Source organism: Sinorhizobium terangae (assembly GCF_029714365.1).
Classification (GTDB): Bacteria; Pseudomonadota; Alphaproteobacteria; order Rhizobiales; family Rhizobiaceae; genus Sinorhizobium; species Sinorhizobium terangae.
In genome coordinates, this window is sequence record NZ_CP121659.1 from 3,659,498 (window position 1) to 3,681,794 (window position 22,297).

Sequence of the window (22,297 nt, forward strand, 5' to 3'; positions counted from 1 at the left end):
CCAATCGGACGCGCAAGGTCGATTTAAGGAATCATGCAGTACACAGGGAGAGAGCCAGATGCTGCGAAGACTGACCTTTCTGTCGGCCGGGTTTGCCTTGGCAGCAAGCGCGGCGTCGCCGGCGTCCGCCTACATGGTCTACGTCTCCAACGAGAAGGACAACACGGTGACCGTCGTCGACTCGACCACGATGGAGGTGGTACGCACCGTCGATGTCGGCCAGCGGCCGCGCGGCATCACGATTTCGCACGACGGCAAGTTCATCTATCTCTGCGCAAGCGACGACGACACGATCGAGATCATCGACACGGCCACCTACGAGATCGTCGGGACGCTGCCCTCCGGTCCTGACCCCGAGCTCTTCGTGCTTTCTCCCGACGGCAAAACGCTCTACGTCGCCAATGAGGACGACAATCTGGTCACGGTCATCGACCTGGAGAGCAGGAGCGTGGCGATGGAGGTGCCCGTTGGCGTCGAACCCGAGGGAATGGGCATCAGCCCGGACGGGAAGTCGTTGGTCAACACCTCGGAAACGACCAACATGGCGCACTTCATCGACACCGAGACCCACGAGATCACCGACAATGTCCTCGTCGATGCCAGGCCGCGCTTTGCCGAGTTCAAACCCGACAATTCGGAGGTCTGGGTCAGCGCCGAAATCGGCGGCACGGTCTCGGTCATCGACAATGCGAGCCGTGAGGTGAAGCACAAGATCACCTTCGAGATTCCCGGCTTGCGCGCGGAAGCGATCCAGCCGGTCGGCGTGCGGATCACTGCCGATGGCAAGAAAGCCTATGTGGCGCTCGGCCCCGCCAATCGCGTCGCCGTGGTCAATGCGCAGACCTACGAGGTCGAAAAATATGTGCTCGTCGGGCAGCGGGTCTGGCAGCTCGCCTTCACGCCCGACCAGAAGACGATCATCAGCACCAACGGCGTTTCGAACGACATCACCTTCATCGACGTTGCCACCGATGAAGCGGTTCAGTCGGTGACCGTCGGGGCGCTGCCCTGGGGGGTGGTCGTCAGCCCGGACTGACGCGCAAGGCAAAGGGCCCTTCAGTAAGAGAGGAAGAGACAGCAGGCGGTCCGTTTCCTTTCTTGGCGAGAAAGGTTTGCAACGAACGATCACCATCAAATAGGCTGGGATGTGGACTAACTTGGCTGGTCGCGGGAGGAACACGACACATGCAGCATGTTAAGGCCAATGATGGAGTGAGCTTGCCTGCCGCACTTGAAGTGTCGGGTGTCAATCATTCCTACGGCCAGAAGCAGGTTCTGTCCGACATTTCCTTTTCCATCGCGCCGCAACGCTTCACCGTCCTGCTCGGCCTCAACGGCGCCGGCAAGACGACGTTGTTCTCCTTGATCAGCCATCTCTACAGCACGCGCCACGGCACGATCCGTATCTTCGGCCACGACGTCCGCCGGGAGCCGGGCGAGGCGCTGCGCCGCCTCGGCATCGTGTTTCAGGCGCGCACGCTCGATCTCGATCTCAGCGTCTACCAGAATCTTTCCTACCACGCGTCGCTGCATGGGATCGGGCGAAGAGACGCCCTGTCGCGGATCAAGGCGCTGCTTGCTCAGATCGACATGAGCGACCGGTTATATGACAAGGCGCGCAGCCTTTCGGGCGGGCAGATGCGTCGCATCGAGATTGCACGGGCTCTCATGCATCGTCCGCCGCTTCTCTTGCTCGACGAGGCAACCGTGGGGCTGGACATCCGGTCGCGTGCGGAGATCCTCGCCACAATCCGTAAGTCGGTGCTGACCGATGGCATCAGCGTGTTATGGGCGACCCACCTCATCGATGAGGTGGAGGAAACCGACCACGTCATCATACTCGACAAGGGCCGGGTGCTCGCGGACGGCAGGGTAGATGACGTCATTGGTTCCTGTGGCGCAGGCAGCATTCGAGAGGCCTTTGCGACACTGACGGGGGTCGCCTCAGCTCCGGCCAATGGAGAACGCCGATGACTTTGCAATCTGCCGCAGGACCCATTTCGGCAGGCCCCGCTACGGAACGTGGCTTCAGCGCCCGCCAATATCTCGTATGCCTCAAAGGCATCCTGGTCCGGGAAGGGCTCCGCTTTCTCAATCAGCGAGAGCGCTTCATCTCGTCGCTGGTTCGTCCGCTGCTGTGGCTCTTCGTGTTTGCCGCAGGCTTCCGCCAGGTGCTCGGCGTTTCCATCATCCCGCCCTACAAGACCTACGTGCTGTACGAAGTCTATATCACGCCGGGCCTCTGCGGCATGATCCTATTGTTCAGCGGCATGCAGTCGTCGCTCTCGATGGTCTACGACCGGGAGATGGGAAACATGCGGACCCTGCTGGTCAGCCCCTTTCCGCGCTGGTTCCTGCTGGTCTCGAAGCTGCTTGCCGGCGTCACCGTATCGATCCTGCAGGTCTACGCCTTTCTCGCCATCGCGTGGTTCTGGGAAGTAAAACCGCCATGGACCGGTTACTTCATGGTCCTGCCGGCGCTCTTCCTGGCAGGGATGATGCTGTGCTCGCTCGGCATGCTTTTGTCATCGATGATCAAGCAACTGGAGAATTTCGCGGGGATCATGAACTTTGTGATCTTTCCGATGTATTTTGCCTCTCCCGCACTCTATCCCCTGTGGCGCATTCAGGAATCGAGTCCGCTTCTCTACAAGATCTGCCTCGCAAACCCGTTCACTTACGCGGTCGAGCTGATCCGCTTCGCCCTTTACGGACAGGTCGACTGGGGATCGCTCTTGCTCGTGGTTGCGTTCACCATCCTGTTTCTGGGCGGTGCGATCCTCGCCTATGACCCATCGACCGGCTTGCTCGGCCGCAAGCAGGATACCGGAGGAAACGCGTGATGCTGCGGCTGCTCCTGCTCCTGACGCGCATCATCCCCGCCGCGGCAGTCGCCGCAGCCGCCGCCGCATGGCCCGTCTTGGCCGCGCAGGGGGACGACCCGGACTGGCCGTGCGTCCAGCGCAAGGTTCCGGAACTTTCGCTCGGCCAGATATGGACCGGCGGAGACCTGCCGCGGACGGCCGCGGACTGGTCCAAGGATTCTGGGATTTCTGCCCTGGTGACCGAGCTGTCGGCGCGTCGCGTGCCGCTTGCGGAGGCGCAGCAAAAGATAAAGAGCTACGCGGAAGGCCTTCCGGTGGGCGAGAGAGAGCGGCACATGACCATGCTCATGCAGGGTCTCTTCGATCATATGAACCGGGAGCGCTCGGACGTCGTCGGCGGCATTGCACGCTACGCCCACAGGCAGAGGGACATGGCGGCACGCCTGCGTCAGGAGGCTTCTGCCGTCGATGCCCTGCGGGCCAAGCCCGATGCCAACAGCAACGAACTGACAGCGCGGAGCGATCGGCTCGCGTTTCAGACTCGCGTCTTTCGGGAGCGGACGGAATCGCTGAGCTTCGTCTGCGAGGTGCCGACACTGATCGAGCAGCGCTTGTATGCGCTGGCCAAGACGATTGCGGAAGCGCTGAAACACCAGTGAGACCCCCTAATCTTTCGCCGTCGCCGACGAATTGACGCTCGTTTAGCGCACGCGTATCCTCCTCGTAGGCTTTCCAACGGGCACCTCGTGAAGGCCAGTTGTCGAACCGGCATGCGTAGCATGCCAGCGAGCGTGATTGCCGTGCGCATGCGCCCAGGGAAAGGTGCTCCGTTGAATCTCGTCGCTCTCGTCCTGACCGTCTGCATGTTGGCGAACCCTACGAATTGCCGCACCGAGCACCTGTATTTCGAGGCGCGGGGATCGCTTTTCCAATGCATGATGTTGGCTCCGCCCGAGATCGCGAAGTGGTCCGAGGGCCATCCGGGGCTGAAGGTCGTGCGATGGAAATGTGCGTTCCCCGGCAGGAGCGGGGAAACGTGACATCGCGTTGTTGGGAGGTGGCATTATGAATATATCGCGGCGCGTGCTTTGCGCAGCGGCTCTGCTGACAGCAGCAAGTCCTCTGGGCTTCCATGCCTCGGCAGCCCCGTCCGCTCCGAAAATACGTGTGGGCGTCCTGAAGTTCGGCACGGTGAACTGGGAACTCGACACCATCAAGCACAACAAATTCGACACGGCCAACGGCGTCGACGTGGAGGTCGTCTATTTCGCCGGCGAGGACGCCACCAACGTCGCGATGCTCGCGGGCGATCTGGACGTCATCGTGTCCGACTGGCTGTGGGTGTCGCGCCAGCGTTCTGAGGGCGAGGATCTCACGCTCGCTCCGTACTCGACCGCCGTTGGCGCCATCATGGTCAAGCAGGATGCGCCGATCCGTGCCATCCCCGACCTGGTGGGCAAGAAGATCGGCGTGACCGGCGGATCGCTCGACAAGAGCTGGCTTCTGATCCAGGGGCTGGCGCAGCGTGACCACAAGATCGATCTGACGAGGGAGGCCGAAATTGTTTTCGGCGCCCCGCCTTTGCTGTCGGAAAAGGCCGTCTCCGGCGAGCTCGATGCGGTCCTGAATTTCTGGCATTTCTGCGCGCGGCTGGAGGCGAATGGCTTCCGCCGCCTGATCGGCGCCGACGACGCGGCGAGGGCGCTCGGGGCATCGGGACCGGTCTCGGCGCTGGGATATGTATTCCACGACAAATGGGCGAACGAAAACCCGGATGTGGCGATGAGCTTCATCAAGGCAAGCGCGCTGGCCAAGAAGCTGCTGGCCGAGTCCGACGCCGAATGGCAACGCCTGGCGCCTGTCGTGCGGGCCGAGGGCAGGGAACTCGAGGTGTTGCGCGACCGCTATCGCGAAGGCATTCCACGGAGGCCGCTCGCCGAAGAGGAAAGCGACGCCGCCAAGCTTTATGAAATTCTTGCCGAGCTTGGCGGCGAGAAGCTCGTCGGCGCGGCGCGGCACATGGCTCCCGGGACGTTCTGGGCTGCATTGAAGACATGACGGCAGGGTTCGGATCGGAGAACGGCGTATCCGCAAGCCGGCGCTCACGCACGGTCACCCGTGGGATCGGCGGCGCCTTGCCTGCGGCGACGGCGCTCGCGTCGCTCCTTGGACTATGCCTGCTCTGGGGCATCGCGGCCGAGGTCTGGCCGAGCCGTGCGTTTCCGCCGCCGCTCGAGGTCTGGCGGGTCCTCCTCAAGGAGGCGGCGAGCGGCGACCTCGGCTATCACCTGGCGATGACGCTTTGGCGGGTCGCAGCCGCCTACGTTGTCGCCATGGTCGCCGGTTCGGTCATCGGTGTCCTGCTCGGCACGCACCGGCGGGCGGATTCCTTCTTCAATCCGTGGCTTGTCCTCTTTCTCAACCTGCCGGCCCTGGTCGTTATCGTCCTCGCCTACATCTGGTTCGGCCTGACGGAGGCCGCCGCGATCGGCGCCGTCGCGATCAACAAGATACCCAATGTCGTCGTCACCATGCGCGAGGGTGCGCGCGCGCTCGATCCCCGGTTTGCGGAAATGGCCGCAGTCTACCGGCTGGGGTGGCTCGACCGCATCCGCCATGTCCTGATGCCGCAGTTGCAGCCCTATTTCGCCGCCGCCTCGCGCTCCGGCATTGCGCTGATATGGAAGATCGTGCTCGTCGTCGAGCTGCTCGGCCGGTCCAGCGGCGTCGGCTTCCAGATCTATCTCTATTTTCAGATATTTGATGTTGCCGCCATCCTTGCCTACACGCTAGCCTTCGTGGCCATCATGCTGTTGATCGAACTCCTTCTGGTGCAGCCACTTGAACGACATGCAACCCGCTGGCGTCGCCGCCCCGCTTAAGGTCGACATTACCGAGAAGACGTTCCGGTCGGCGGAGGGCGTTACGATTGTCGCGTTGCGCGGACTTTCCTTCGAGGTGAGGCAGGGCGAATTCGCCTGTCTGCTGGGGCCCTCGGGCTGCGGCAAGACCACGACACTGCGAATCCTGCTTGGTCTCGATCGGCAATTTTCAGGCAGCTATCGGCTGCCCGAAGGCGGCTCCAACCGAATTGCTGCCGTCTTCCAGGAGCCGGTGCTTCTGCCCTGGCGGACGGTGGAGCAGAATGTCCGCCTTGCTCTCTCTCCGCATCTCAGGGACAAGGACCTGAACTGGCTGTTCGAAATCCTCGGCCTCTCGGCCATGCGGTCGCTCTACCCTTCGGAACTTTCGCTTGGGCTTGCGCGCCGCGCCGCCCTCGCACGGGCCTTCGCCACGGAGCCCGCCATTCTCTTCCTGGACGAGCCTTTCACCTCGCTCGACGAACGCACCGCCGACAGATTGCGCCGCCTCCTGATGACGGTGTGGGCGGCGAGGCCCACCACCGCCCTGATGGTGACCCACAATCTGCGCGAGGCCCTCCTGCTTGCCGATCGCATCATCGTGCTCTCGCCGCGCCCGGCGCAGGTGCTGGGGATTTTCGAAGTAGGCCTCTCGCGCCATTTGCGTGACACGCCGGCGCTCGACAATCTCGTTTCGGCTTTTCACAAGCGGTTTCCGGACACGGCGTGATCGCGGGCCAAAGCCGCCATCCGCTGATTGGGGTCAGAAGCAGCGGACGTCCGCTTCGGCCTGCGCGCGTCTCAGTTCGGCGATGGCGGATTTTGCCGGTGCACTCTGCCGGAACAGGGCCCCGCTTTCGCCGGTCTGAAGTCCGAGGCTCCTGAACGTCGCGGCTGCCTCGTAGCGTTCGTAGGGCACGATCGAGGCGATCACATCGATGGAGCAGGAACAGCTCTCGAGCGCGGCCCGTGTTTCGCCATTGGCTTTCATGCAGCCATACACATAGTCGACGATTGCAACGGTCGGGTAGCTTCCGGCTGCCGATGCCGTCGCAGCACACGAGAACGCCGCGAGGAAGGCGATCACGTCCAAGTTACCGGTGGTCACGATGAAATCTCCAGGTATTGAGGTATAGATTGGCGACAGGTTAGGCCGATCTGTAGCTGTATTATTATAGTAACTATTCTGGCAGAACAGACCTAAATTCTACAGATATTAGTAATATATGTGTTGCACAGCAGCAATTTTTTGTTGTTGTGCCGCATGCATAGCGATTGTTGCGCCGCATGCGCAGCGTCTATTTAATCTTGCCTAAGACCGTCTAATCGCCTATTCTACCTGACGTTTCCGGCTTCAAGCCTTGTCTCTTGGGAGCGTAAATGTCGCGTCGGTCAAGAGGACGGGCAACAACGGTGCCCTCTGCCCATCCAACTGAACCGTGAAACTTTGAAGTAAGCAGATATCCCACGACAAGCACGACAGAGCTTGGGCTGGCCTTGTGGTCGCCCGAGGATTGTGATGACGCGCCTCGGGTCCACACTGACACCGGGAGGAATCCGCATGCGCATACTCGGAAAACTAAGTCTGCCGATGACCGCCGTTGGAGTTCTGATGGCGGCCCTTGCCGGAAATGCGTTCGCCAATGATGAACTGATGAAACTGTCGAGCGACGCGAAGAACTGGGCGATGCCGACCGGCGACTATGCAAACACCCGCTATTCGAAACTTAACCAGATCAACAAGGACAACGTCAAAAACCTGCAAGTCAAATGGACGTTCTCCACTGGCGTGTTGCGCGGCCATGAAGGCGGCCCGCTGGTGATCGGCGATGTGATGTACGTCCATACGCCGTTCCCGAATACCGTCTATGCCCTTGATCTCAAGAACGACGGGAAGATCCTCTGGAAATACGAGCCAAAGCAGGATGCGAACGTTATTCCGATCATGTGCTGCGACACGGTCAACCGGGGTCCGGCCTATGGTGACGGCAAGATCATCCTGTACCAGGCTGATACGATGGTCACGGCGCTCGATGCCAAGACCGGCAAGGTCGCTTGGCAAGCTCAAAATGGCGAAAAAATCGACGGGAGCCTGTCCGAGTCCGGCACATCCGCTCCTATGATAGTAAAGGACAAAGTAATCGTTGGCATATCGGGTGCCGAATTTGGCGTCCGCGGCCATGTCACCGCTTACAATCTGAGTGACGGCAAGCGTGTGTGGCGGGCATATTCCACGGGTCCCGACTCCGAAACGCTGATTGATCCCGAGAAGACCACGCATCTCGGTAAGCCTGTCGGCAAGGACTCCGGGATGAACACATGGGAAGGCGAGCAGTGGAAGACCGGCGGCGGTACGACATGGGGATGGTACTCCTATGATCCAAAGCTCAACCTGATCTACTACGGGACGGGCAACCCTTCGACCTGGAACCCCAACCAGAGACCCGGCGACAACCGCTGGTCGATGACGCTCATGGCGCGTGACGTCGATACCGGTCAGGCCAAGTGGCTTTACCAGATGACGCCGCACGACGAATGGGACTTTGACGGCGTCAACGAGAACATTCTCGTCGACGGCATGGAAATCAACGGTCAGCCGCGCGACGTGGTCGTGCACTTTGACCGCAACGGCTTCGGCTACACCCTTGACCGTGCAACGGGTGAGCTTCTGGTTGCCAAGAAATACGATCCGACGGTGAACTGGGCGACCGAGGTCGTGATGGATCCCAAGAGCGAACAGTATGGGCGTCCGCAAGTCGTAAACGAGTACTCCACCGAGTATAACGGCGAGGACGTCAACACCAAGGGTGTCTGCCCGGCAGCACTGGGAACGAAAGACCAGCAACCGGCAGCCTATTCGCCAAAGACCAAACTGTTCTACGTGCCAACCAACCATGTCTGCATGGACTACGAGCCGTACAAGGTGAGCTACACGGCCGGTCAGCCCTATGTGGGCGCGACCGTGAACATGTATCCCACACCCAAGAGCCACGGCGGCATGGGTAATTTCATTGCCTGGGACGCGGCCAAGGGTGAGATCGTCTGGTCGAAGCCGGAGCAGTTCTCAGTGTGGTCAGGTGCGCTCGCAACCGAAGGCGACGTCATCTTCTATGGCACGCTCGAAGGCTACATCAAGGCCGTGGATACGGCGGGAAATGAACTCTACAAGTTCAAGACACCCTCCGGCATCATCGGCAACATCAACACCTTCGAACACGACGGCAAGCAGTACATAGCAGTCCTGTCGGGTGTTGGCGGCTGGGCCGGCATCGGACTCGCCGGCGGCCTACTGGGAGCTGAGGGTGCAGCAGCGTGGCAGCAGGCGGTTGCCGGTGAAAAAGCTCCGACCGAGGAAAGTCAGAGCATCGCCACAGCAGGGCTGGGTGCAGTCGGCGGTTATGCTGCCCTGGCGAACTACACAACGCTCGGCGGTCAGCTGACCGTCTTCGGTCTTCCGGATTGATGAGCTGTTCAAGAATGATGGGGCTGCCGGCGCAGCCCCATCCGACAACGGCCGCCCGAGGCAGCCACTGCCGGGCAGTCCGCATTTCCGTGTGTGCAAACCCCGATAAGTCCTGCTGGAGCATCGGTTCCGGTTTCTCAAAGCTTGGAGTTGCTGATGGCCTTTCGTAACGTAGTTCTGGCGCTCGGCGCCGTGTTCCCGTTCTTGATCCCCGGAAATGTTACAGCGGTAGACGACAAGCAGAAAGCCGCAGCAGTCAAAGACGAAGACGGCAAATACTTCGATGCGGAGGGAAACCCGACATTCAAGTTCCAGAGTGATGGGACGGTCGACTGGTACACCTTCAGCGGTTACCGGCGCTATCACGCGGACTGTCATGTCTGTCACGGTCCTGATGGGATGGGATCGAGTTATGCACCCGCCTTGGCCACGACCGTGAAGAACATGGATTATCCGACCTTCATCTCGATCGTTGCGGAAGGTCGCAAGAATGTCGGCGGCGGCAAGGAAAACGTTATGCCGGCGTTCGGCGATAACAAGAACGTCTACTGCTACCTCGACGACATCTACATCTACCTGCGCGCACGCTCCGTCGGCGCCGCGCCTCGAGGTCGTCCGCCCAAGAAGGCCGACAAGCCCGAAGCGGCGAAGGCCTATGAGGCGTCCTGCATGGGGGAATGACATGGCACACGCCGTCCACCGGACCTGCAAGACAGCCCTCATCGCTGCCACAATGGTCGCGCTGATGCCGCTGCAAGCGCAGTCCCAGAGCGCCGGGCTCGGGGCGGCTGGCGAATTGGTCGACCCGGACAGGCTGCGGGTCTGTGCCGACCCGTCCAACATGCCCTTCTCCGACAAGAGCGGCGAGGGCTTCGAGGACAAGCTCGCCAAGATGGTCGCAACCGCGACAGGACGCAGTTCCGTCGCCTATACGTGGTTTCCCTCGGTCACCGGCTTTGTGCGCAATACACTCGGCGCCAATCGCTGCGACATCATCATGGGCTATGCTCAAGGGGACGAGCTCGTCCAGAATACCAACGCCTATTACCGCTCCTCCTACGTGCTGCTCTACAAGAAGGACGGCGACCTTGCCGGCGTCGAAACGCTGACCGATCCGAAGCTTGCAGACAAGCGAATCGGCGTGGTCCAGGGAACGCCACCCTCCGCGAATATGGCAATCGCAAAACTGATGCGCAAAGCGAAGGTGTACCCTCTCATGGTCGATACGCGGGTATCGGCATCGATGGCGGAGGTCATGATCCGCGATATGCTGGCTGGTGTGATCGACGCCGCCGTGATCTGGGGTCCGATGGCGGGCTATTACGCCCGCAAGTCCGGGGCCGATCTGGCGCTCGTGCCCCTGACAAGGGAGAAGGGGGGCCAGCGCATGACCTATCGGATCACCATGGGCGTGCGGCCTTCCGATCAGCAATGGAAACGCACGCTCAACGCCTTCATCAGGGACAACCAGGCGGAAATCAACAAGCTCCTGCTCTCCTATGGCGTTCCGCTGCTCAACGAACACGACGAGAGAATCACGCAGTGACGTTCGAATGCCTGCTGCATGATTCGTTAAATCGGGTAGGATTCGAGGGAACATGAAGCAGGCCGAAGGGCCACTTCGGCACAACAGGGAGGAGACGCAATGGATAGTTCAATTCGCATTCATCCGGCCGTGGATGGCGGCGTCAAACCCGCGAGTCCGGATTTTGCCGGAGGCACGCTTGTTTGTGCCTGCACCGACAGGCCGGTCAAGGTCAGGATCGAGGGGCAGATTGCCCACAACCACGCTTGCGGCTGCACCAAATGCTGGAAACCAAGCGGCGCCGATTTCTCCATTGTCGCGGTTGTTCCGCACGACAAGGTGACCGTGCTCGAGAACGGCGACAAGCTGCAAGTGGTCGACCCGTCCGCATTGATCCAGCGGCACGCCTGCAGGGAGTGCGGCGTTCATATGTATGGGCCGGTGGAACGGGAACATGCCTTCCAGGGGCTGGACTTCATTCACCCCGAACGCTTCCAGGAGTCGGGCTGGGCCCCCCCGGGCTTCGCAGCCTTCGTCTCCTCCATCATCGAATCGGGAGTCGACCCCAGCCGCATGGATGGCGTTCGGGCGCGCCTCAGGGAGCTGGGGCTGGAGCCCTATGACTGCCTGTCGCCAGCGCTGATGGACTATGTTGCCACCTGGGTCGCCAAGAAGTCGGGCGCCCTTCCGAGCTGAACGCGCAGCAGCCGTGTCAGCGTGCTGGCCAGGGCGCTGGCACGGCGCTTGGACACATACTTCGCGGGTAGGAAGGACCAGCAGTTGCGCATCCGCGCGACTGCCGTGGAACTATTGTTGCTTGCCCGCGGCGTGCCTGTGGGCGCCTGTCGCACAAACGGTCACTGCAAGACACAGGTCCATCACACGGAGCGCATCAGCCGGCGCGCCGAAAACGGGTTGAAGTCGGAGACCGGACGCACGATTCTTATGTCATCGGAATCGTGGAGGTCCACGTGATGCACCATTACCTCATCTTCGAAACGGTTGGCGGCTTCTGCGGCATCGCCTGGAACGACAACGGAATAACGCGCTTCCAGCTGCCGACAAAAGATTCCGCCGCGGCGGAGCGGATGCTGTTGCGCCGCCTTCCCAATGCCGAACCCGGCACGCCTACGCCCGACGTGCTTGAAGCAGTTGCGGCCGCGAAGCGCTACTTCGAGGGCCAGGAAACCGACTTCTCCGACATCAGGCTCGATCTCGCCGGGCAGGAAGCGTTTTTCAGGCAAGTTTATGCTGCAGCCCGGCGTGTCCGCTGGGGACAGACGACCACCTACGGCGCGTTGGCGAAGGAGCTCGGCGCCGGGCCGGAAGCGGCGCGCGACGTTGGCCAAGCCATGGCCAAGAATCCGGTTCCACTGATTATTCCCTGCCACCGCGTCTTGGCGGCCGGCGGCAAGATCGGCGGTTTCTCGGCACCGGGCGGTGCCACGGCAAAGACCCGCATGCTGGAGCTGGAGGGCGTCCATGTCGACCCGCCGCAGCCGGCGCAACAAACCTTCGGCTTCTAGCGCGGGATGAGGAAAAATGTGTACGGTTTTCCGCCCGCATCCCGCGCTAACTTATTAGAATCGATCACATTTATGATTTTAGGTCGATCGGACCTAAAATCGGGATCTGATGCATGTCGCCCAAAAGTGTGCAGCGGTTTTGGGACAACGACATGTATAAAAGCCATGGCCTACTGCACCGCATCCACTTGAAGGCCAGGCATCCCGGCTTGCCCCGTCCAGCCATCTACGCGGCCAAGTGAACGCCGTAGCTTGGATATCAGGTGGACCGAGCGATTTGCCGCATTAACCACAAATCCATGTAATCTGGGCGTTGACCTCCGTGAGCCTGTTAAAGTCTCATTAACGAAACTATAAGTTCAAAAACGAATAGGGACGAGAAGATTTGGAACTAAAAATCTAGATCTCTTGGAGATTGCATACTATTCGATATCGAGGAATTGTATGAAATTTTAACGAGGGGAGCGTCTGCGCCACCATTGTATTCTCTCAGACTATTTATGTCTGTCTCGATTGATTTACCATTTCAATGAAAACGCTCGACAGTTAACTCTTGCTGTCGATATCCCGTCTATATTTTTCCGCGTTGTCTGCGGACGTCAGAGTATCTCGTCATGTGTGGTTTTGGTGGCTATTTCGGCTCTGTTCCGGATGGAAGGGCTCTTCTTGAGAAGATGACGGTTGCGATTGCCCATCGCGGACCGGACGAACACGGTGCTTTCACCGCGCCGCAGGCTGGTCTTGGCCATGTCAGGCTGTCGATCGTCGGCTTAGGCGATGGCCAGCAGCCGATGTCCGATGCCACGGGCGGACTGACGATCGCCTTCAACGGCGAGATCTTCAACTATGTCGAACTGCGCGACGAGCTTCGCACCAGAGGCCGCCGCTTCCGCACGTCCAGCGACACGGAAGTCATCCTCCATCTCTACGATGAAATGGGCGAGGATTGCGTGTCCCGGCTCAACGGCGACTTCGCCTTTGCGCTGTGGGACAACCGTCGCCGGCGGATGCTGCTGGCGCGCGACCGCATGGGCGTCCGGCCGCTGTTTTATGCGATGCGGGCGGGAACGCTCTATTTCGCCTCCGAGGTGAAGGCGCTCCTCCAGGTCCCTGGTATTCCCGCGGAGATCGACCCGATCGCGCTCGATCAGATTTTTACGCTCTGGGCGCCGATCGCGCCGCGCACGCCGTTCAAGAATATCTTTGAACTCGAACCGGCGAGCCTGATGGTTGCCGACGAGCGGGGCGCAGCCACACGGACCTATTGGAACCTGGCATTTCCGGAGAGTGATGCGCGGTCGCGGCATGTCGATGAAGGTGAGGCTGCCGAGGAACTGCGCGCGCTTCTGACCGATGCGACGCGCATCCGCATGCGGGCCGACGTGCCGGTCGGCGCCTACCTGTCGGGTGGCCTCGATTCGTCCATCGTGTCGGCGCTCGCTGCCGGCATGGCGCCGCAGGGCCTTCGAACCTTTTCCGTGACCTTCGACAGCGCCGAACATGACGAGAGCGCCTTCCAGCACGAAATGGCCGCCGCTCTCGGCACCGATCACAGGGCCGTTGCCTGCCGTGCCGGCGACATCGCGGAGGTTTTTCCCGACGTCATCCGTTTTGCGGAGAGGCCGGTGCTTCGAACGGCGCCGGCCCCCCTGTACCAACTTTCCGGCCTTGTGCGCGATTCCGGCCTGAAGGTGGTGCTCACGGGGGAGGGGGCCGACGAAATCTTCGCGGGCTACGACATCTTCAAGGAAGCGCGCGTGCGCCGCTTCTGCGGTCGGCAGCCCGGCTCCCAGATAAGACCGCACCTGTTCCGCAAGCTCTATCCCTATCTCCCAGGCCTCAAGCAGCAGTCGTCCGAATATCTGGCGGCATTTTTCGGTGCCGGGAACGATCCGCTTGACGACCCGCTCTTTTCGCATCGCCCGCGGCTCAAGGGGACAGCGGCGACGAAGATGTTCTTCTCGGGCGATTTGCGCGCGAAGCTCGCGGGTTACGATGCGGCCGATGAGCTCATGAGCCGCTTGCCCGAAGCCTTCGGCCGCTGGCATCCGCTGCATCAGGCGCAATATCTTGAAAGCCGTTTCCTTCTGCCGGGCTACATCCTTTCGAGCCAGGGCGACCGCATGGCGATGGCCCATGGGGTTGAAGGTCGGTTCCCCTTCCTCGATCACCGTCTTGTCGAATTCGCGGCGGAACTGCCGCCGGAAATGAAGCTTAAGGGTCTGGTGGAGAAGCACATCCTGCGTGAGGCGACGAAGGACTTGTTGCCGCCTTCGATCGGCAAGCGGACCAAGCAGCCCTATCGCGCACCGGACAGCCATTCCTTCAGCGGCCGGGGCGAACTCGACTATGTGCGCACCGCCATGGGCGAAGAGGCGATCGCCGCCGGTGGCCTCTTCAACCCAAGCGCGGTGACGAAACTTTACGAGAAGTGCCGGGCACGCCCGCCTTCCGGCTTCCGCGACAACGCGGCCTTCGTCGGCATCCTGTCGACGCAACTGTGGCTGCAAACATTCACCGGCACGAGCATCCGCGCGGCGGAAGCTGCCTAAAACAAGACAGGAAGGATGAGACATGACAGAAACGATCAAGGACAGCGTCAAGGCGTTCATCATCGAGAATTTTCTCTTCGGTGACACATCCTACGAACTCGCCGACACGGCATCGCTGATCGAGAACGACATCATAGACTCGACCGGCGTGCTGGAGCTCGTCGCTTTCATCGAAGACCGCTTCGGCATCGCCATGACCGACGCCGATATCGTCCCGGCAAACCTCGACTCGCTCGCACGCATTTCCGCATTCATCGCAGCGAAGTCCGCAGTGCCGGTCTCGGCATAGACAGCGACGGATTGGGGGCGCCACGCGCATGCGGTTCGAGCAATTTTTGATCAGGAACGCCGGAGCAAACGGCGGCAAGGCGGCGCTCGTCACCGAGCGCAAACGGCTCAGCTATGAGGAGCTCGATGATCTCTCGACCCGCCTCGCCGCCGCCCTCGCTGCAAACGGCGTGAAGCGGAACGACCGGGTTCTGGTCTTCATGGACAATTGCTGGGAGGCGGCGGTTTCGATCTTCGCGATCCTCAAGGCCGGCGCGACCTTCAGCCCGATCAACGCGTCGACCAAGTCCGACAAGCTCGCCTATATCATCGGCGATTGCGACGCGGCGGCGATCCTCACCCAGGCCAAGTTGATGCCGATCGTCGCGGAGGCGCGCGACCTTCTGCCCGGCGCGCCGCCTTTCGTTGCTTCAACCGCGGTGCCGGGAGGCCGGACGCCGGAAGGAGCCGCTCCGTTCGAGGATTGTCTGGCGGCAGACCCTTCGCCCGTTCCCCACGGCGGCATCGATGTCGATCTCGCCATGCTGATCTACACCTCCGGGTCGACCGGCCGGCCGAAGGGGGTGATGATGACGCATCGAAATATCGATGCGGCTTCGGAATCGATCACCACCTATCTGCGCAACACGCCCGACGACGTCATCCTCAACGTCCTGCCGCTCGCGTTCGACTACGGCCTCTACCAGCTCTTGATGACGGTCCGGCTCGGGGCGACGCTCGTGCTCGAAAGATCCTTCGCCTTCCCGCAGGCGATCTTCGAGCGGATTCGCACCGAAGGCGTGACGGGCTTTCCCCTGGTGCCGACGATGGCGGCGATGATCCTGCAGATGCGCGATCTCGAGCCCGGCTTCCTGCCGAGCCTTCGCTATATCTCGAACACCGCCGCGGCGCTGCCGCCGGCCCATATCGCGCGTTTGCGAGAACTCTTCCCCTCTGCTCGGCTCTATTCCATGTACGGCCTGACGGAATGCAAACGCTGCACCTACCTGCCGCCTGAGGAGCTGGATCGTCGGCCGGGATCGGTCGGCATCGCCATTCCCAACACAGAAGCCTTTGTCGTCGACGATGAGGGAAACCAGGTACCGCCGGGTGTTCCTGGCGAACTGGTGATCCGCGGCCCGCATGTGATGCAGGGATACTGGCGCAACGACGCGGCGACCGAGCGCATGCTGCGGCCCGGCCCGAACCCGTGGGAAAAGGTGCTTTACACCGGAGATCTCTTCCGCACCGACGAGGAGGGCTTCCTCTATTTCGTCGGCCGCAAGGACGACATCATCAAGACGCGCGGCGAAAAGGTGGCGCCGAAGGAAGTCGAGACCGTGCTGCACGCCCATCCGGGAATTGCGGAAGCCGTCGTGATCGGTGTTCCTGATCCGGTGCTTGGGTCTGCGATCGGCGCTCTTGTCGTCCTTTCGGATCCGGCACTGAGCGAGAAGGACATCATTCGTCACTGCGCCCGCCATCTCGAGGATTTCATGGTGCCGAAGATCGTCGAATTCCGCACCGAACTCCCGAAGACCGATACCGGCAAGGTCAGCCGCAGGCTGGCGGCGGAAACATTGGAGCTTGCAGAATGAACATCCGTCCGGACCAGGATAAATTTGTCTTCTCGGCCGGGGCCCTGAAGTTAGACGCGGCCGTGGAGACGGATCGCATCGTCGAAGGGCTGCGCGCGCAACTGCGCGGCATGCGCAAACGCGGTCTCGTGCTCGGCCTTTCCGGCGGCATCGATTCCAGTGTCTCGGTGGCGCTCGCCGTGCGCGCCGTCGGCGCGAAGAACGTCTTCTGTCTGTTCATGCCCGAAAACGACTCCGATCCGGAGAGCCTCCGCCTCGGCCGACTGGTGGCGGAAACCTTCGGCGTCGAGGCGGTCGTCGAGGACATCGGCCCAACGCTCGCAGCGATGGGTTGCTACGAACGCCGCGATGCCTTCATCCGGGAGCTTGTTCCTGATTATGGGCCGGACTGGGCATCGAAGATCGTCATCGCCAATGCGCTTGAAGGCGATGGCTACAACATCTCCTCGCTGGTCGTCCAGGATCCGGAGGGAAAACAGACGAAGTTACGCATGCCACCCTCGGTCTATCTCGGCATTGTTGCCGCGACCAACATGAAGCAGCGCACGCGCAAACAGATCGAATATTATCACGCCGACCGGTTGAACTTCGCCGTTCTCGGAACCCCGAACAGGCTCGAATACGACCAGGGCTTTTTCGTCAAGAACGGTGACGGCGCGGCCGATGTCAAGCCGATCGCGCATCTTTACAAATCGCAGGTCTATGCGCTCGCCGCGCATCTCGACGTCCCCGAGGAGATCCGGCGCAGGCCGCCGACGACGGACACCTATTCGCTCGCGCAGACGCAGGAGGAGTTCTACTTCTCACTGCCCTACGACCGCATGGACCTTTGCCTCTATGGTCTGAACAATGGCATCAGCGCCGAGGAGGTTGCCCGCGCGGCGCAACTGACGGCGATCCAGGTGGAGCGCGTCTGGGCGGATATCGCCGCCAAGCGCAAGGCGACGCGCTACCTGCACCTCGGGCCGCAGCTCGTTCAGCCGGTCGAGGAAATCGGCCACTGACCGGAATAGGGGCAGAGTTCTTTGATTCCACGCATCGTGCATTCCGAAAATCGGGTCCGGTTTTCGAGCCGATGCGCTAGTCAAAGCGACCACCGAACACACGGTTCCATTGTTCGCCTGCGAGCCCGTTCATGAAGCCTTGCGCGTTGCGGAAGGCTTCGACGAGTTCCTGGTCGCGGGAGTGGACGACGGTCGAGGCTGCATGGACGAAAGCAATGCGGCGGCCGAGCATTGCTTCCAACAGGGCAGGCTGTGTTCGCCCGCGCAGGCCCGCGACACCGCGCGCGGCCGCATGGTCAATGAGGCAGTCGACGACCGGACCGGCCTGCCCCGGCGCGGCAAGGACCTGGAGCACCCGGGCGATGCCGCCGGCACGCACGTGGTAGAAAAACGCGCCCACCGGGGTGCCGCCGCGCGCGGTGACGGCGGCGAAGACCGGCTCGCCAAATTCCGGCTTCTCGACGGCATCCGCCAGCACGTGATCGAGTTGCCCCGGCGCCCAGTCGGGGCGCAATGCAAACTGCGCCGTCAACCGTTCGAAGAGAGCGCCGAAGGCGTGCCGGTCGATATCGGCAACGTGCAAAGCCCCGCGGGCGGACGGGTCTTCCGCCAGCCCCGACCAGCGCAATCTGCCGCGGTCCATCCTGCTGCGATAAAGGTGATCGACCGAGCGCGCCAGTGGGCTTAGCAGGCGGGCCGGGCGGACACGGCTTGCAACGAGATCGAGCGCAAAGGCCGAAGGTCGGACGACCCGTATCCATTCGAGGCTGTATTGCGGAAGCGCGATGCCGCGCAGCTTCGTCCACATTTGCGTGGAAACTTCGCTTGCAGTCTCGCTGAAGGAAAGATCCTGCGGGCCGGCGAGAAAAGCCTTGAGGAGCCGCGCGCCGGCAAGCGGGTCACTCTCGTGCCCTTCGACCATCAGCGATCCGCAGATCGCGGCGCGCAACCGTCTGCCATTGAAGGTCATCGGCAAGGCATTCACGCCAACGAACCCGGAAACGCGCCCCCCGCCGTTGACATGGACGAGCGGCGAGATTTCCGGGTCGCATCCGGGCGATTCCAGGTAGAGCTGGCGGAGATAATCGATGAAGCCTGGCGGCGTGGTTTTCCCGTTGCGGAATACCTTCTGGAACAGCCCGGCAACCGCCGGAATGTCCGCCGCCTCCAAAGGACGGATATCGCTCATTCGCCGCGTCCTTCGAATGCGTTGACCGCGCTCTCGCCAGCGCGTCTCTGCACCAGTGCGACGCGTGGTTTGCCTGCTGCGTCGGTGGCAAATGTCACGGCACCATAGGCCTTGGTCCGGGCGAGAAGTGCTGCCGCCTGCCGTTCCTGTCCTTCTCCGAACTCGAACAGCAACCAGCCGCCCGGCTTCAGAAAGGCAATGGCGTCGCGCACCAGGCGTTGATGGATGGATATGCCATAGGGACCGCCGTCGAAGGCTTCGCGCGGCTCGGTTGCCAGAAGATGGGCGCTGTCGCCTTCGAGATGCGATGTCGAGATGTAGGGCGGATTGCAGACGATCAAGTCGACCGCGCCTTCCAGCTCCTCGCCCTCGAGCGCCGCGAAAAGGTCGCCCTGCCGGATGGTCACGCGCTCCTGAAGGGCAAGACGCTCGACGTTGCGGCGAGCAAGCGCCACCGTGCTGTCGGTCAGATCCGCGCCCCAGACGCGTGCGGAAGGAATGTCGGCCGCGATGCCGAGCGCAAGGTTACCCGAGCCGCAGCACATGTCGATGACTGTCGCCTGCCCGGCATGATCGCGAAGGATGGCGGCGGCACGGCGCCCGAGGAGTTCTGTTTCCTCCCTTGGCACCAGGACGTCCGGCGCCAGCTCGAGTTCGACGTCCATAAACCGGACGAGGCGAACCGAGGGGGCGCCTGCCTGATTACCGTGCAAATGATCGTGGCCCTGCTGCACGAACGCTCCTTCGGTTTTGGGGATGGAAAATCAGATCGTCGCGGACCCTATCCCATCCAGGTAAACGGAAACTGAAATGCAATTGATGCGAGTACGTTAACCGCGCAATCATTTCTGCGTGGTACTGTCCGCGGATGCCGGTGACCGCGCGGACCACCCGTCCGCCCCGAATGCCGTGCACAACGTCGGGCAGTCGTCAAAGGCAGATCGCAATGGCTTCGGAATGCGCAACAGAACCGGGCAGGTACAAGCCATTTCTGCCGATGCTCCTATCCTATGTTGCCTCCGGCGGCAGTCTCGTCGTCGGGTCCGCGGCGCAGCTTCTGACCTTCGCTATCCTGGCTCGCTGGCTCGGTGTCCATGAGTTCAGTATCTTCGTTGCGGTTACCGCAATCGCCAACATAGCCGTTCATTTGTGCGGGCTCGGCGCCATGGAATGCCTGGTGCGCCGGGTCGCACGCGATCGCGCCATCTATCCGCAAATGCTTGGTCACAACATCATCCTGACTGCGGCAAGCGGCGCGGCGCTGGTCCTGATCGGGGCTGCCGTCCTGCCATTCTTTCTCAAGCTTTCCGCCGAACCGCTGACGAACGTCGCGGTGATCACCCTGATGCTCGTGACCAATGTCGTGCTGGTTCGCATCATTGTGCTGGTGGAGCAGATCTTTCTCGCCCATTCCGACTTCGCTTCGGCGAATGTCGTCGTAGTCGGTTTCGCGGTCGCGCGGACAGTTGCGGCGGCGCTTGCCTGTATTGCCTTCGGCGTCGCCACGGTCGCGTCATGGGCCGTCTGGCAGTTCGTGTGCCATGTTCTGGCGGCCTTGGCCTGCATATGGGCCATTAAGGGGCTCGGCCGGCCACGCTACTGCATCGTGCGGGAGGAATTGCCGCAAGGCCTCTATTTCAGCATTCCGTTTATCCTGCGCGCGGTGCGCCAGAACGCCGACCTGCTGGTCCTCAGTCTCGTCGCGACCGCTGAGATCGTTTCGAGCTACAGTGTTGCGCGCCGGATGCTGGAGAGCAGCTATCTGTCCGTCGAGGCGCTGCATCGCCTCATTTACCCCGGTTCGGCAAGAATTTCCGCGGCTGGGCTGCACCATGCGCTGGAGCGGGTGCGAAAGGTGCTGATCGCCTCCACCGCCATCAGCGTCGCTGCGGCCGTGGTGGTTTTCGTGTTGGCGCCGATCCTGCCCTATCTGTTCGGCCAGGATTACATTTCTCTCGTCGCATTCGTCAGAAAGCTTTGCTGGGTCATCGTACCGATGGCCATCTGGTCCGTAGCGGTGGAAGCGCTCGGCGCCTCGGGTTACCACGCTGCCCGGGCGACGGTGATGGGACTTGGCAGCGTAGCGGGGGCGGCGCTCGCCGCGTGGGCGAGTTGGTATGCCCCGCCTGTCGGCACATTCGTTTCGTTCTATGTGATCGAGATTGCGATGGTTGTCGCCACATGGAGTGTGTTCCTGCATTTCGTCCGGCACGACAGGGAGCAGGCCGGCCGGCCGGAGGCTTCGGCAAGGATGGTGCATGAAGGCTGAGTTGCGGGGTGCTCAATCGGCGCCGGCCGGCGAAACCGACCTGTGCCGATCCGTCGGCATAAGGGCCATGGAGCGCGCCGACGTCCCCACGATCGGCAAGCTGTTCAAGAAGGTTTTCCGCAAGACCGACCATGAGGGGGGAGAAGACCTCGAGCACTATCTGGAGACCGTCTTCTTCGGCAGTCCCCATTATACTCCGGCGTGCGGCAGCGTCGTCCACGAGAATGGCGCAGGTGACATCGACAGCGCGATTCTTGCGCTTCCATTCGAGTTCCTGGTCCACGGCCGCCCAACCGTCGCCCGGCTTCTCTGCGCCTTCATGGCGGACGGCAAGGCCGGTGCAGCGGGTGCCGCGCGTCTTGCCCGCATGATGCGCGCGGCGCGCCAGGAGATGTGTTTTTCGGACAGTTCGTCTCCGGTGAGCGCCGACCACTGGGTTGCCGGCGGCGGCGTCGTTCTGCCCATCCAGAGTCTCGAATGGCGACGTTCCTTTCGGCCGTTCGTCGCGGGCGCTCTCCTTGCGAGCCGGCGCGTTCCGCTGACGCGGTCGCGTGCCGTGATCGGCGCGCTTGGTTTGGCGGATCACGCCCTGCGTTGGCGGGCGCCGTCGACGAAACCGAGTTCGGTACCGGGATTCGAGACGAGGCCGACAAGCCTTGAGGAATTCCGCCAGTGCGCGGGACCGATGCTCAAGCGCTTTTCGGTTCGCCCGATCTGGTCGAAATCCGAATTCGATTGGCTCGCCGGCGTTGCCTCGTTGAACAGAAGTCTTGGCGCGTTGCAGTGCCGGAAGGTGATTTGTGAACGCGGCCGGACCGTCGGTGCCTTCCTCTTCTTCGGCAAAGGGAACCGGATCGCCAATGTGCTGAACGTGCTTTGCGAGGAGGGACGCGAATTCGACGTCACTGCCGAAATGTTCGCCTCACTCGATCGCGAGGGCTATGCCGCCGCGGTCGGCATGGCACAGCCCTTTCTGATGAATGCCATCTCGCGCCAGCGATGGCTGTCCTTCCGTCACCGCGGGTACTTCTGCTTGGTCACGCGTCACGCCGACCTCATGGACGCGGCAGCGCGCAATGACATCTATATCGGCGGCCTCGCCTCGGAGAGCTGGAGCAGGCTGCTCACGGATTTCTAAGGAAAGGTGCTGTGTTTTTCCGGCCGCACTGATCACGAGGGCGGCGGAAGGTTACCGACCGCAAGCTGTACTTAACGGAA

Annotated in this window: 21 protein-coding genes; 18 read left to right on the top strand and 3 right to left on the bottom strand. The window is 61.7% G+C overall.

What is annotated here, in order from left to right:
* Positions 1-58: 58 nt before the first annotated feature.
* From QA637_RS17190 to QA637_RS17225, 7 genes are all read left to right on the top strand, one after another.
* Positions 59-1,036: a YVTN family beta-propeller repeat protein gene (locus QA637_RS17190; protein ID WP_283062454.1), complete on the top strand. Its 978-nt coding sequence runs from the start codon at positions 59-61 to the stop codon at positions 1,034-1,036.
* Between the two features lie 149 nt (positions 1,037-1,185).
* The gene (locus QA637_RS17195; protein ID WP_283062456.1) at positions 1,186-1,974 is read left to right on the top strand and encodes an ABC transporter ATP-binding protein; all 789 of its coding nucleotides are present in this window, start codon (positions 1,186-1,188) and stop codon (positions 1,972-1,974) included.
* Complete coding sequence (locus QA637_RS17200) at positions 1,971-2,843, top strand: ABC transporter permease (RefSeq protein WP_283062458.1); 873 nt, start codon at positions 1,971-1,973, stop codon at positions 2,841-2,843. The genes QA637_RS17195 and QA637_RS17200 overlap by 4 nt, the downstream gene beginning before the upstream one ends.
* On the top strand, positions 2,843-3,484 hold the full coding sequence (locus QA637_RS17205; protein ID WP_283062460.1) for a hypothetical protein: 642 nt from the start codon (positions 2,843-2,845) through the stop codon (positions 3,482-3,484). The genes QA637_RS17200 and QA637_RS17205 overlap by 1 nt, the downstream gene beginning before the upstream one ends.
* Positions 3,485-3,890: 406 nt before the next feature.
* Positions 3,891-4,883, top strand: a complete 993-nt coding sequence (locus QA637_RS17215) for an ABC transporter substrate-binding protein (protein WP_283062462.1) — start codon at positions 3,891-3,893, stop codon at positions 4,881-4,883.
* A complete protein-coding gene (locus QA637_RS17220; RefSeq protein WP_283062464.1) occupies positions 4,880-5,707 on the top strand; it encodes an ABC transporter permease in 828 nt (275 codons plus the stop codon). Before QA637_RS17215 ends, QA637_RS17220 begins: the two co-directional genes overlap by 4 nt.
* Positions 5,676-6,416 (top strand): ABC transporter ATP-binding protein, encoded by a 741-nt coding sequence (locus QA637_RS17225; RefSeq protein ID WP_283064991.1) that lies wholly within the window; start codon positions 5,676-5,678, stop codon positions 6,414-6,416. The genes QA637_RS17220 and QA637_RS17225 overlap by 32 nt, the downstream gene beginning before the upstream one ends.
* A gap of 33 nt (positions 6,417-6,449) precedes the next feature.
* Here the strand turns inward: QA637_RS17225 and QA637_RS17230 are convergent, their stop codons facing one another.
* Complete coding sequence (locus QA637_RS17230; RefSeq protein ID WP_184108394.1) at positions 6,450-6,794, bottom strand: hypothetical protein; 345 nt, start codon at positions 6,792-6,794, stop codon at positions 6,450-6,452.
* Positions 6,795-7,277: 483 nt separating this feature from the next.
* Between QA637_RS17230 and QA637_RS17235 the strand changes: the two genes are divergently transcribed.
* The 9 genes from QA637_RS17235 (at position 7,278) to nadE (ending at position 17,621) form a co-directional block, all read left to right on the top strand.
* A complete protein-coding gene (locus tag QA637_RS17235; RefSeq protein ID WP_283064992.1) occupies positions 7,278-9,149 on the top strand; it encodes a methanol/ethanol family PQQ-dependent dehydrogenase in 1,872 nt (623 codons plus the stop codon).
* A 156-nt stretch (positions 9,150-9,305) separates the two neighbouring features.
* Entirely contained in the window at positions 9,306-9,830 is a 525-nt protein-coding gene (locus QA637_RS17240) for a c-type cytochrome, methanol metabolism-related (protein WP_283062466.1), read from the top strand.
* A gap of 1 nt (position 9,831) precedes the next feature.
* Positions 9,832-10,695, top strand: coding sequence for a substrate-binding domain-containing protein (locus tag QA637_RS17245; RefSeq protein ID WP_283062468.1), 864 nt, complete (start codon positions 9,832-9,834; stop codon positions 10,693-10,695).
* A gap of 99 nt (positions 10,696-10,794) precedes the next feature.
* Positions 10,795-11,370 (top strand): S-(hydroxymethyl)glutathione synthase, encoded by a 576-nt coding sequence (gene gfa / locus QA637_RS17250; protein WP_153441097.1) that lies wholly within the window; start codon positions 10,795-10,797, stop codon positions 11,368-11,370.
* Positions 11,371-11,648: 278 nt separating this feature from the next.
* A complete protein-coding gene (locus QA637_RS17255) occupies positions 11,649-12,200 on the top strand; it encodes a methylated-DNA--[protein]-cysteine S-methyltransferase (protein ID WP_283062471.1) in 552 nt (183 codons plus the stop codon).
* A 614-nt stretch (positions 12,201-12,814) separates the two neighbouring features.
* Positions 12,815-14,752, top strand: coding sequence for an asparagine synthase (glutamine-hydrolyzing) (asnB, locus tag QA637_RS17260; protein WP_283062473.1), 1,938 nt, complete (start codon positions 12,815-12,817; stop codon positions 14,750-14,752).
* Positions 14,753-14,774: 22 nt separating this feature from the next.
* Positions 14,775-15,041 (top strand): acyl carrier protein, encoded by a 267-nt coding sequence (locus QA637_RS17265; protein ID WP_153441100.1) that lies wholly within the window; start codon positions 14,775-14,777, stop codon positions 15,039-15,041.
* Positions 15,042-15,069: 28 nt separating this feature from the next.
* On the top strand, positions 15,070-16,617 hold the full coding sequence (locus tag QA637_RS17270) for a class I adenylate-forming enzyme family protein (RefSeq protein WP_283062474.1): 1,548 nt from the start codon (positions 15,070-15,072) through the stop codon (positions 16,615-16,617).
* A complete protein-coding gene (gene nadE / locus QA637_RS17275) occupies positions 16,614-17,621 on the top strand; it encodes an NAD(+) synthase (RefSeq protein WP_283062476.1) in 1,008 nt (335 codons plus the stop codon). Before QA637_RS17270 ends, nadE begins: the two co-directional genes overlap by 4 nt.
* 76 nt (positions 17,622-17,697) lie before the next feature.
* On the opposite strand, the gene QA637_RS17280 is transcribed toward nadE, so the two are convergent.
* Both QA637_RS17280 and QA637_RS17285 read right to left on the bottom strand, forming a co-directional pair.
* Positions 17,698-18,810, bottom strand: a complete 1,113-nt coding sequence (locus QA637_RS17280) for a hypothetical protein (protein WP_153441103.1) — start codon at positions 18,808-18,810, stop codon at positions 17,698-17,700.
* Positions 18,807-19,544 (bottom strand): N5-glutamine methyltransferase family protein, encoded by a 738-nt coding sequence (locus QA637_RS17285; protein WP_380785199.1) that lies wholly within the window; start codon positions 19,542-19,544, stop codon positions 18,807-18,809. Before QA637_RS17285 ends, QA637_RS17280 begins: the two co-directional genes overlap by 4 nt.
* A 212-nt stretch (positions 19,545-19,756) precedes the next feature.
* Here QA637_RS17285 and QA637_RS17290 point away from each other — a divergent pair, with 212 nt between their 5' ends.
* A complete protein-coding gene (locus tag QA637_RS17290) occupies positions 19,757-21,079 on the top strand; it encodes a lipopolysaccharide biosynthesis protein (protein WP_153441104.1) in 1,323 nt (440 codons plus the stop codon).
* Positions 21,069-22,217, top strand: a complete 1,149-nt coding sequence (locus QA637_RS17295; protein ID WP_153441105.1) for a GNAT family N-acetyltransferase — start codon at positions 21,069-21,071, stop codon at positions 22,215-22,217. Before QA637_RS17290 ends, QA637_RS17295 begins: the two co-directional genes overlap by 11 nt.
* Positions 22,218-22,297 lie beyond the last annotated feature (80 nt).

Coding starts and splice junctions, on each gene's coding strand:
- QA637_RS17195 (WP_283062456.1), top strand. CDS start 1,186: ATGCAGCATGTTAAGGCCAATGATGGAGTGAGCTTGCCTGCCGCACTT.
- QA637_RS17215 (WP_283062462.1), top strand. CDS start 3,891: ATGAATATATCGCGGCGCGTGCTTTGCGCAGCGGCTCTGCTGACAGCA.
- QA637_RS17225 (WP_283064991.1), top strand. CDS start 5,676: ATGCAACCCGCTGGCGTCGCCGCCCCGCTTAAGGTCGACATTACCGAG.
- nadE (WP_283062476.1), top strand. CDS start 16,614: ATGAACATCCGTCCGGACCAGGATAAATTTGTCTTCTCGGCCGGGGCC.
- QA637_RS17295 (WP_153441105.1), top strand. CDS start 21,069: ATGAAGGCTGAGTTGCGGGGTGCTCAATCGGCGCCGGCCGGCGAAACC.
- QA637_RS17235 (WP_283064992.1), top strand. CDS start 7,278: ATGACCGCCGTTGGAGTTCTGATGGCGGCCCTTGCCGGAAATGCGTTC.
- QA637_RS17200 (WP_283062458.1), top strand. CDS start 1,971: ATGACTTTGCAATCTGCCGCAGGACCCATTTCGGCAGGCCCCGCTACG.
- QA637_RS17190 (WP_283062454.1), top strand. CDS start 59: ATGCTGCGAAGACTGACCTTTCTGTCGGCCGGGTTTGCCTTGGCAGCA.
- QA637_RS17245 (WP_283062468.1), top strand. CDS start 9,832: ATGGCACACGCCGTCCACCGGACCTGCAAGACAGCCCTCATCGCTGCC.
- QA637_RS17255 (WP_283062471.1), top strand. CDS start 11,649: ATGCACCATTACCTCATCTTCGAAACGGTTGGCGGCTTCTGCGGCATC.
- QA637_RS17205 (WP_283062460.1), top strand. CDS start 2,843: ATGCTGCGGCTGCTCCTGCTCCTGACGCGCATCATCCCCGCCGCGGCA.
- QA637_RS17265 (WP_153441100.1), top strand. CDS start 14,775: ATGACAGAAACGATCAAGGACAGCGTCAAGGCGTTCATCATCGAGAAT.
- asnB (WP_283062473.1), top strand. CDS start 12,815: ATGTGTGGTTTTGGTGGCTATTTCGGCTCTGTTCCGGATGGAAGGGCT.
- QA637_RS17280 (WP_153441103.1), bottom strand. CDS start 18,810: ATGAGCGATATCCGTCCTTTGGAGGCGGCGGACATTCCGGCGGTTGCC.
- QA637_RS17220 (WP_283062464.1), top strand. CDS start 4,880: ATGACGGCAGGGTTCGGATCGGAGAACGGCGTATCCGCAAGCCGGCGC.
- QA637_RS17240 (WP_283062466.1), top strand. CDS start 9,306: ATGGCCTTTCGTAACGTAGTTCTGGCGCTCGGCGCCGTGTTCCCGTTC.
- gfa (WP_153441097.1), top strand. CDS start 10,795: ATGGATAGTTCAATTCGCATTCATCCGGCCGTGGATGGCGGCGTCAAA.
- QA637_RS17270 (WP_283062474.1), top strand. CDS start 15,070: ATGCGGTTCGAGCAATTTTTGATCAGGAACGCCGGAGCAAACGGCGGC.
- QA637_RS17290 (WP_153441104.1), top strand. CDS start 19,757: ATGGCTTCGGAATGCGCAACAGAACCGGGCAGGTACAAGCCATTTCTG.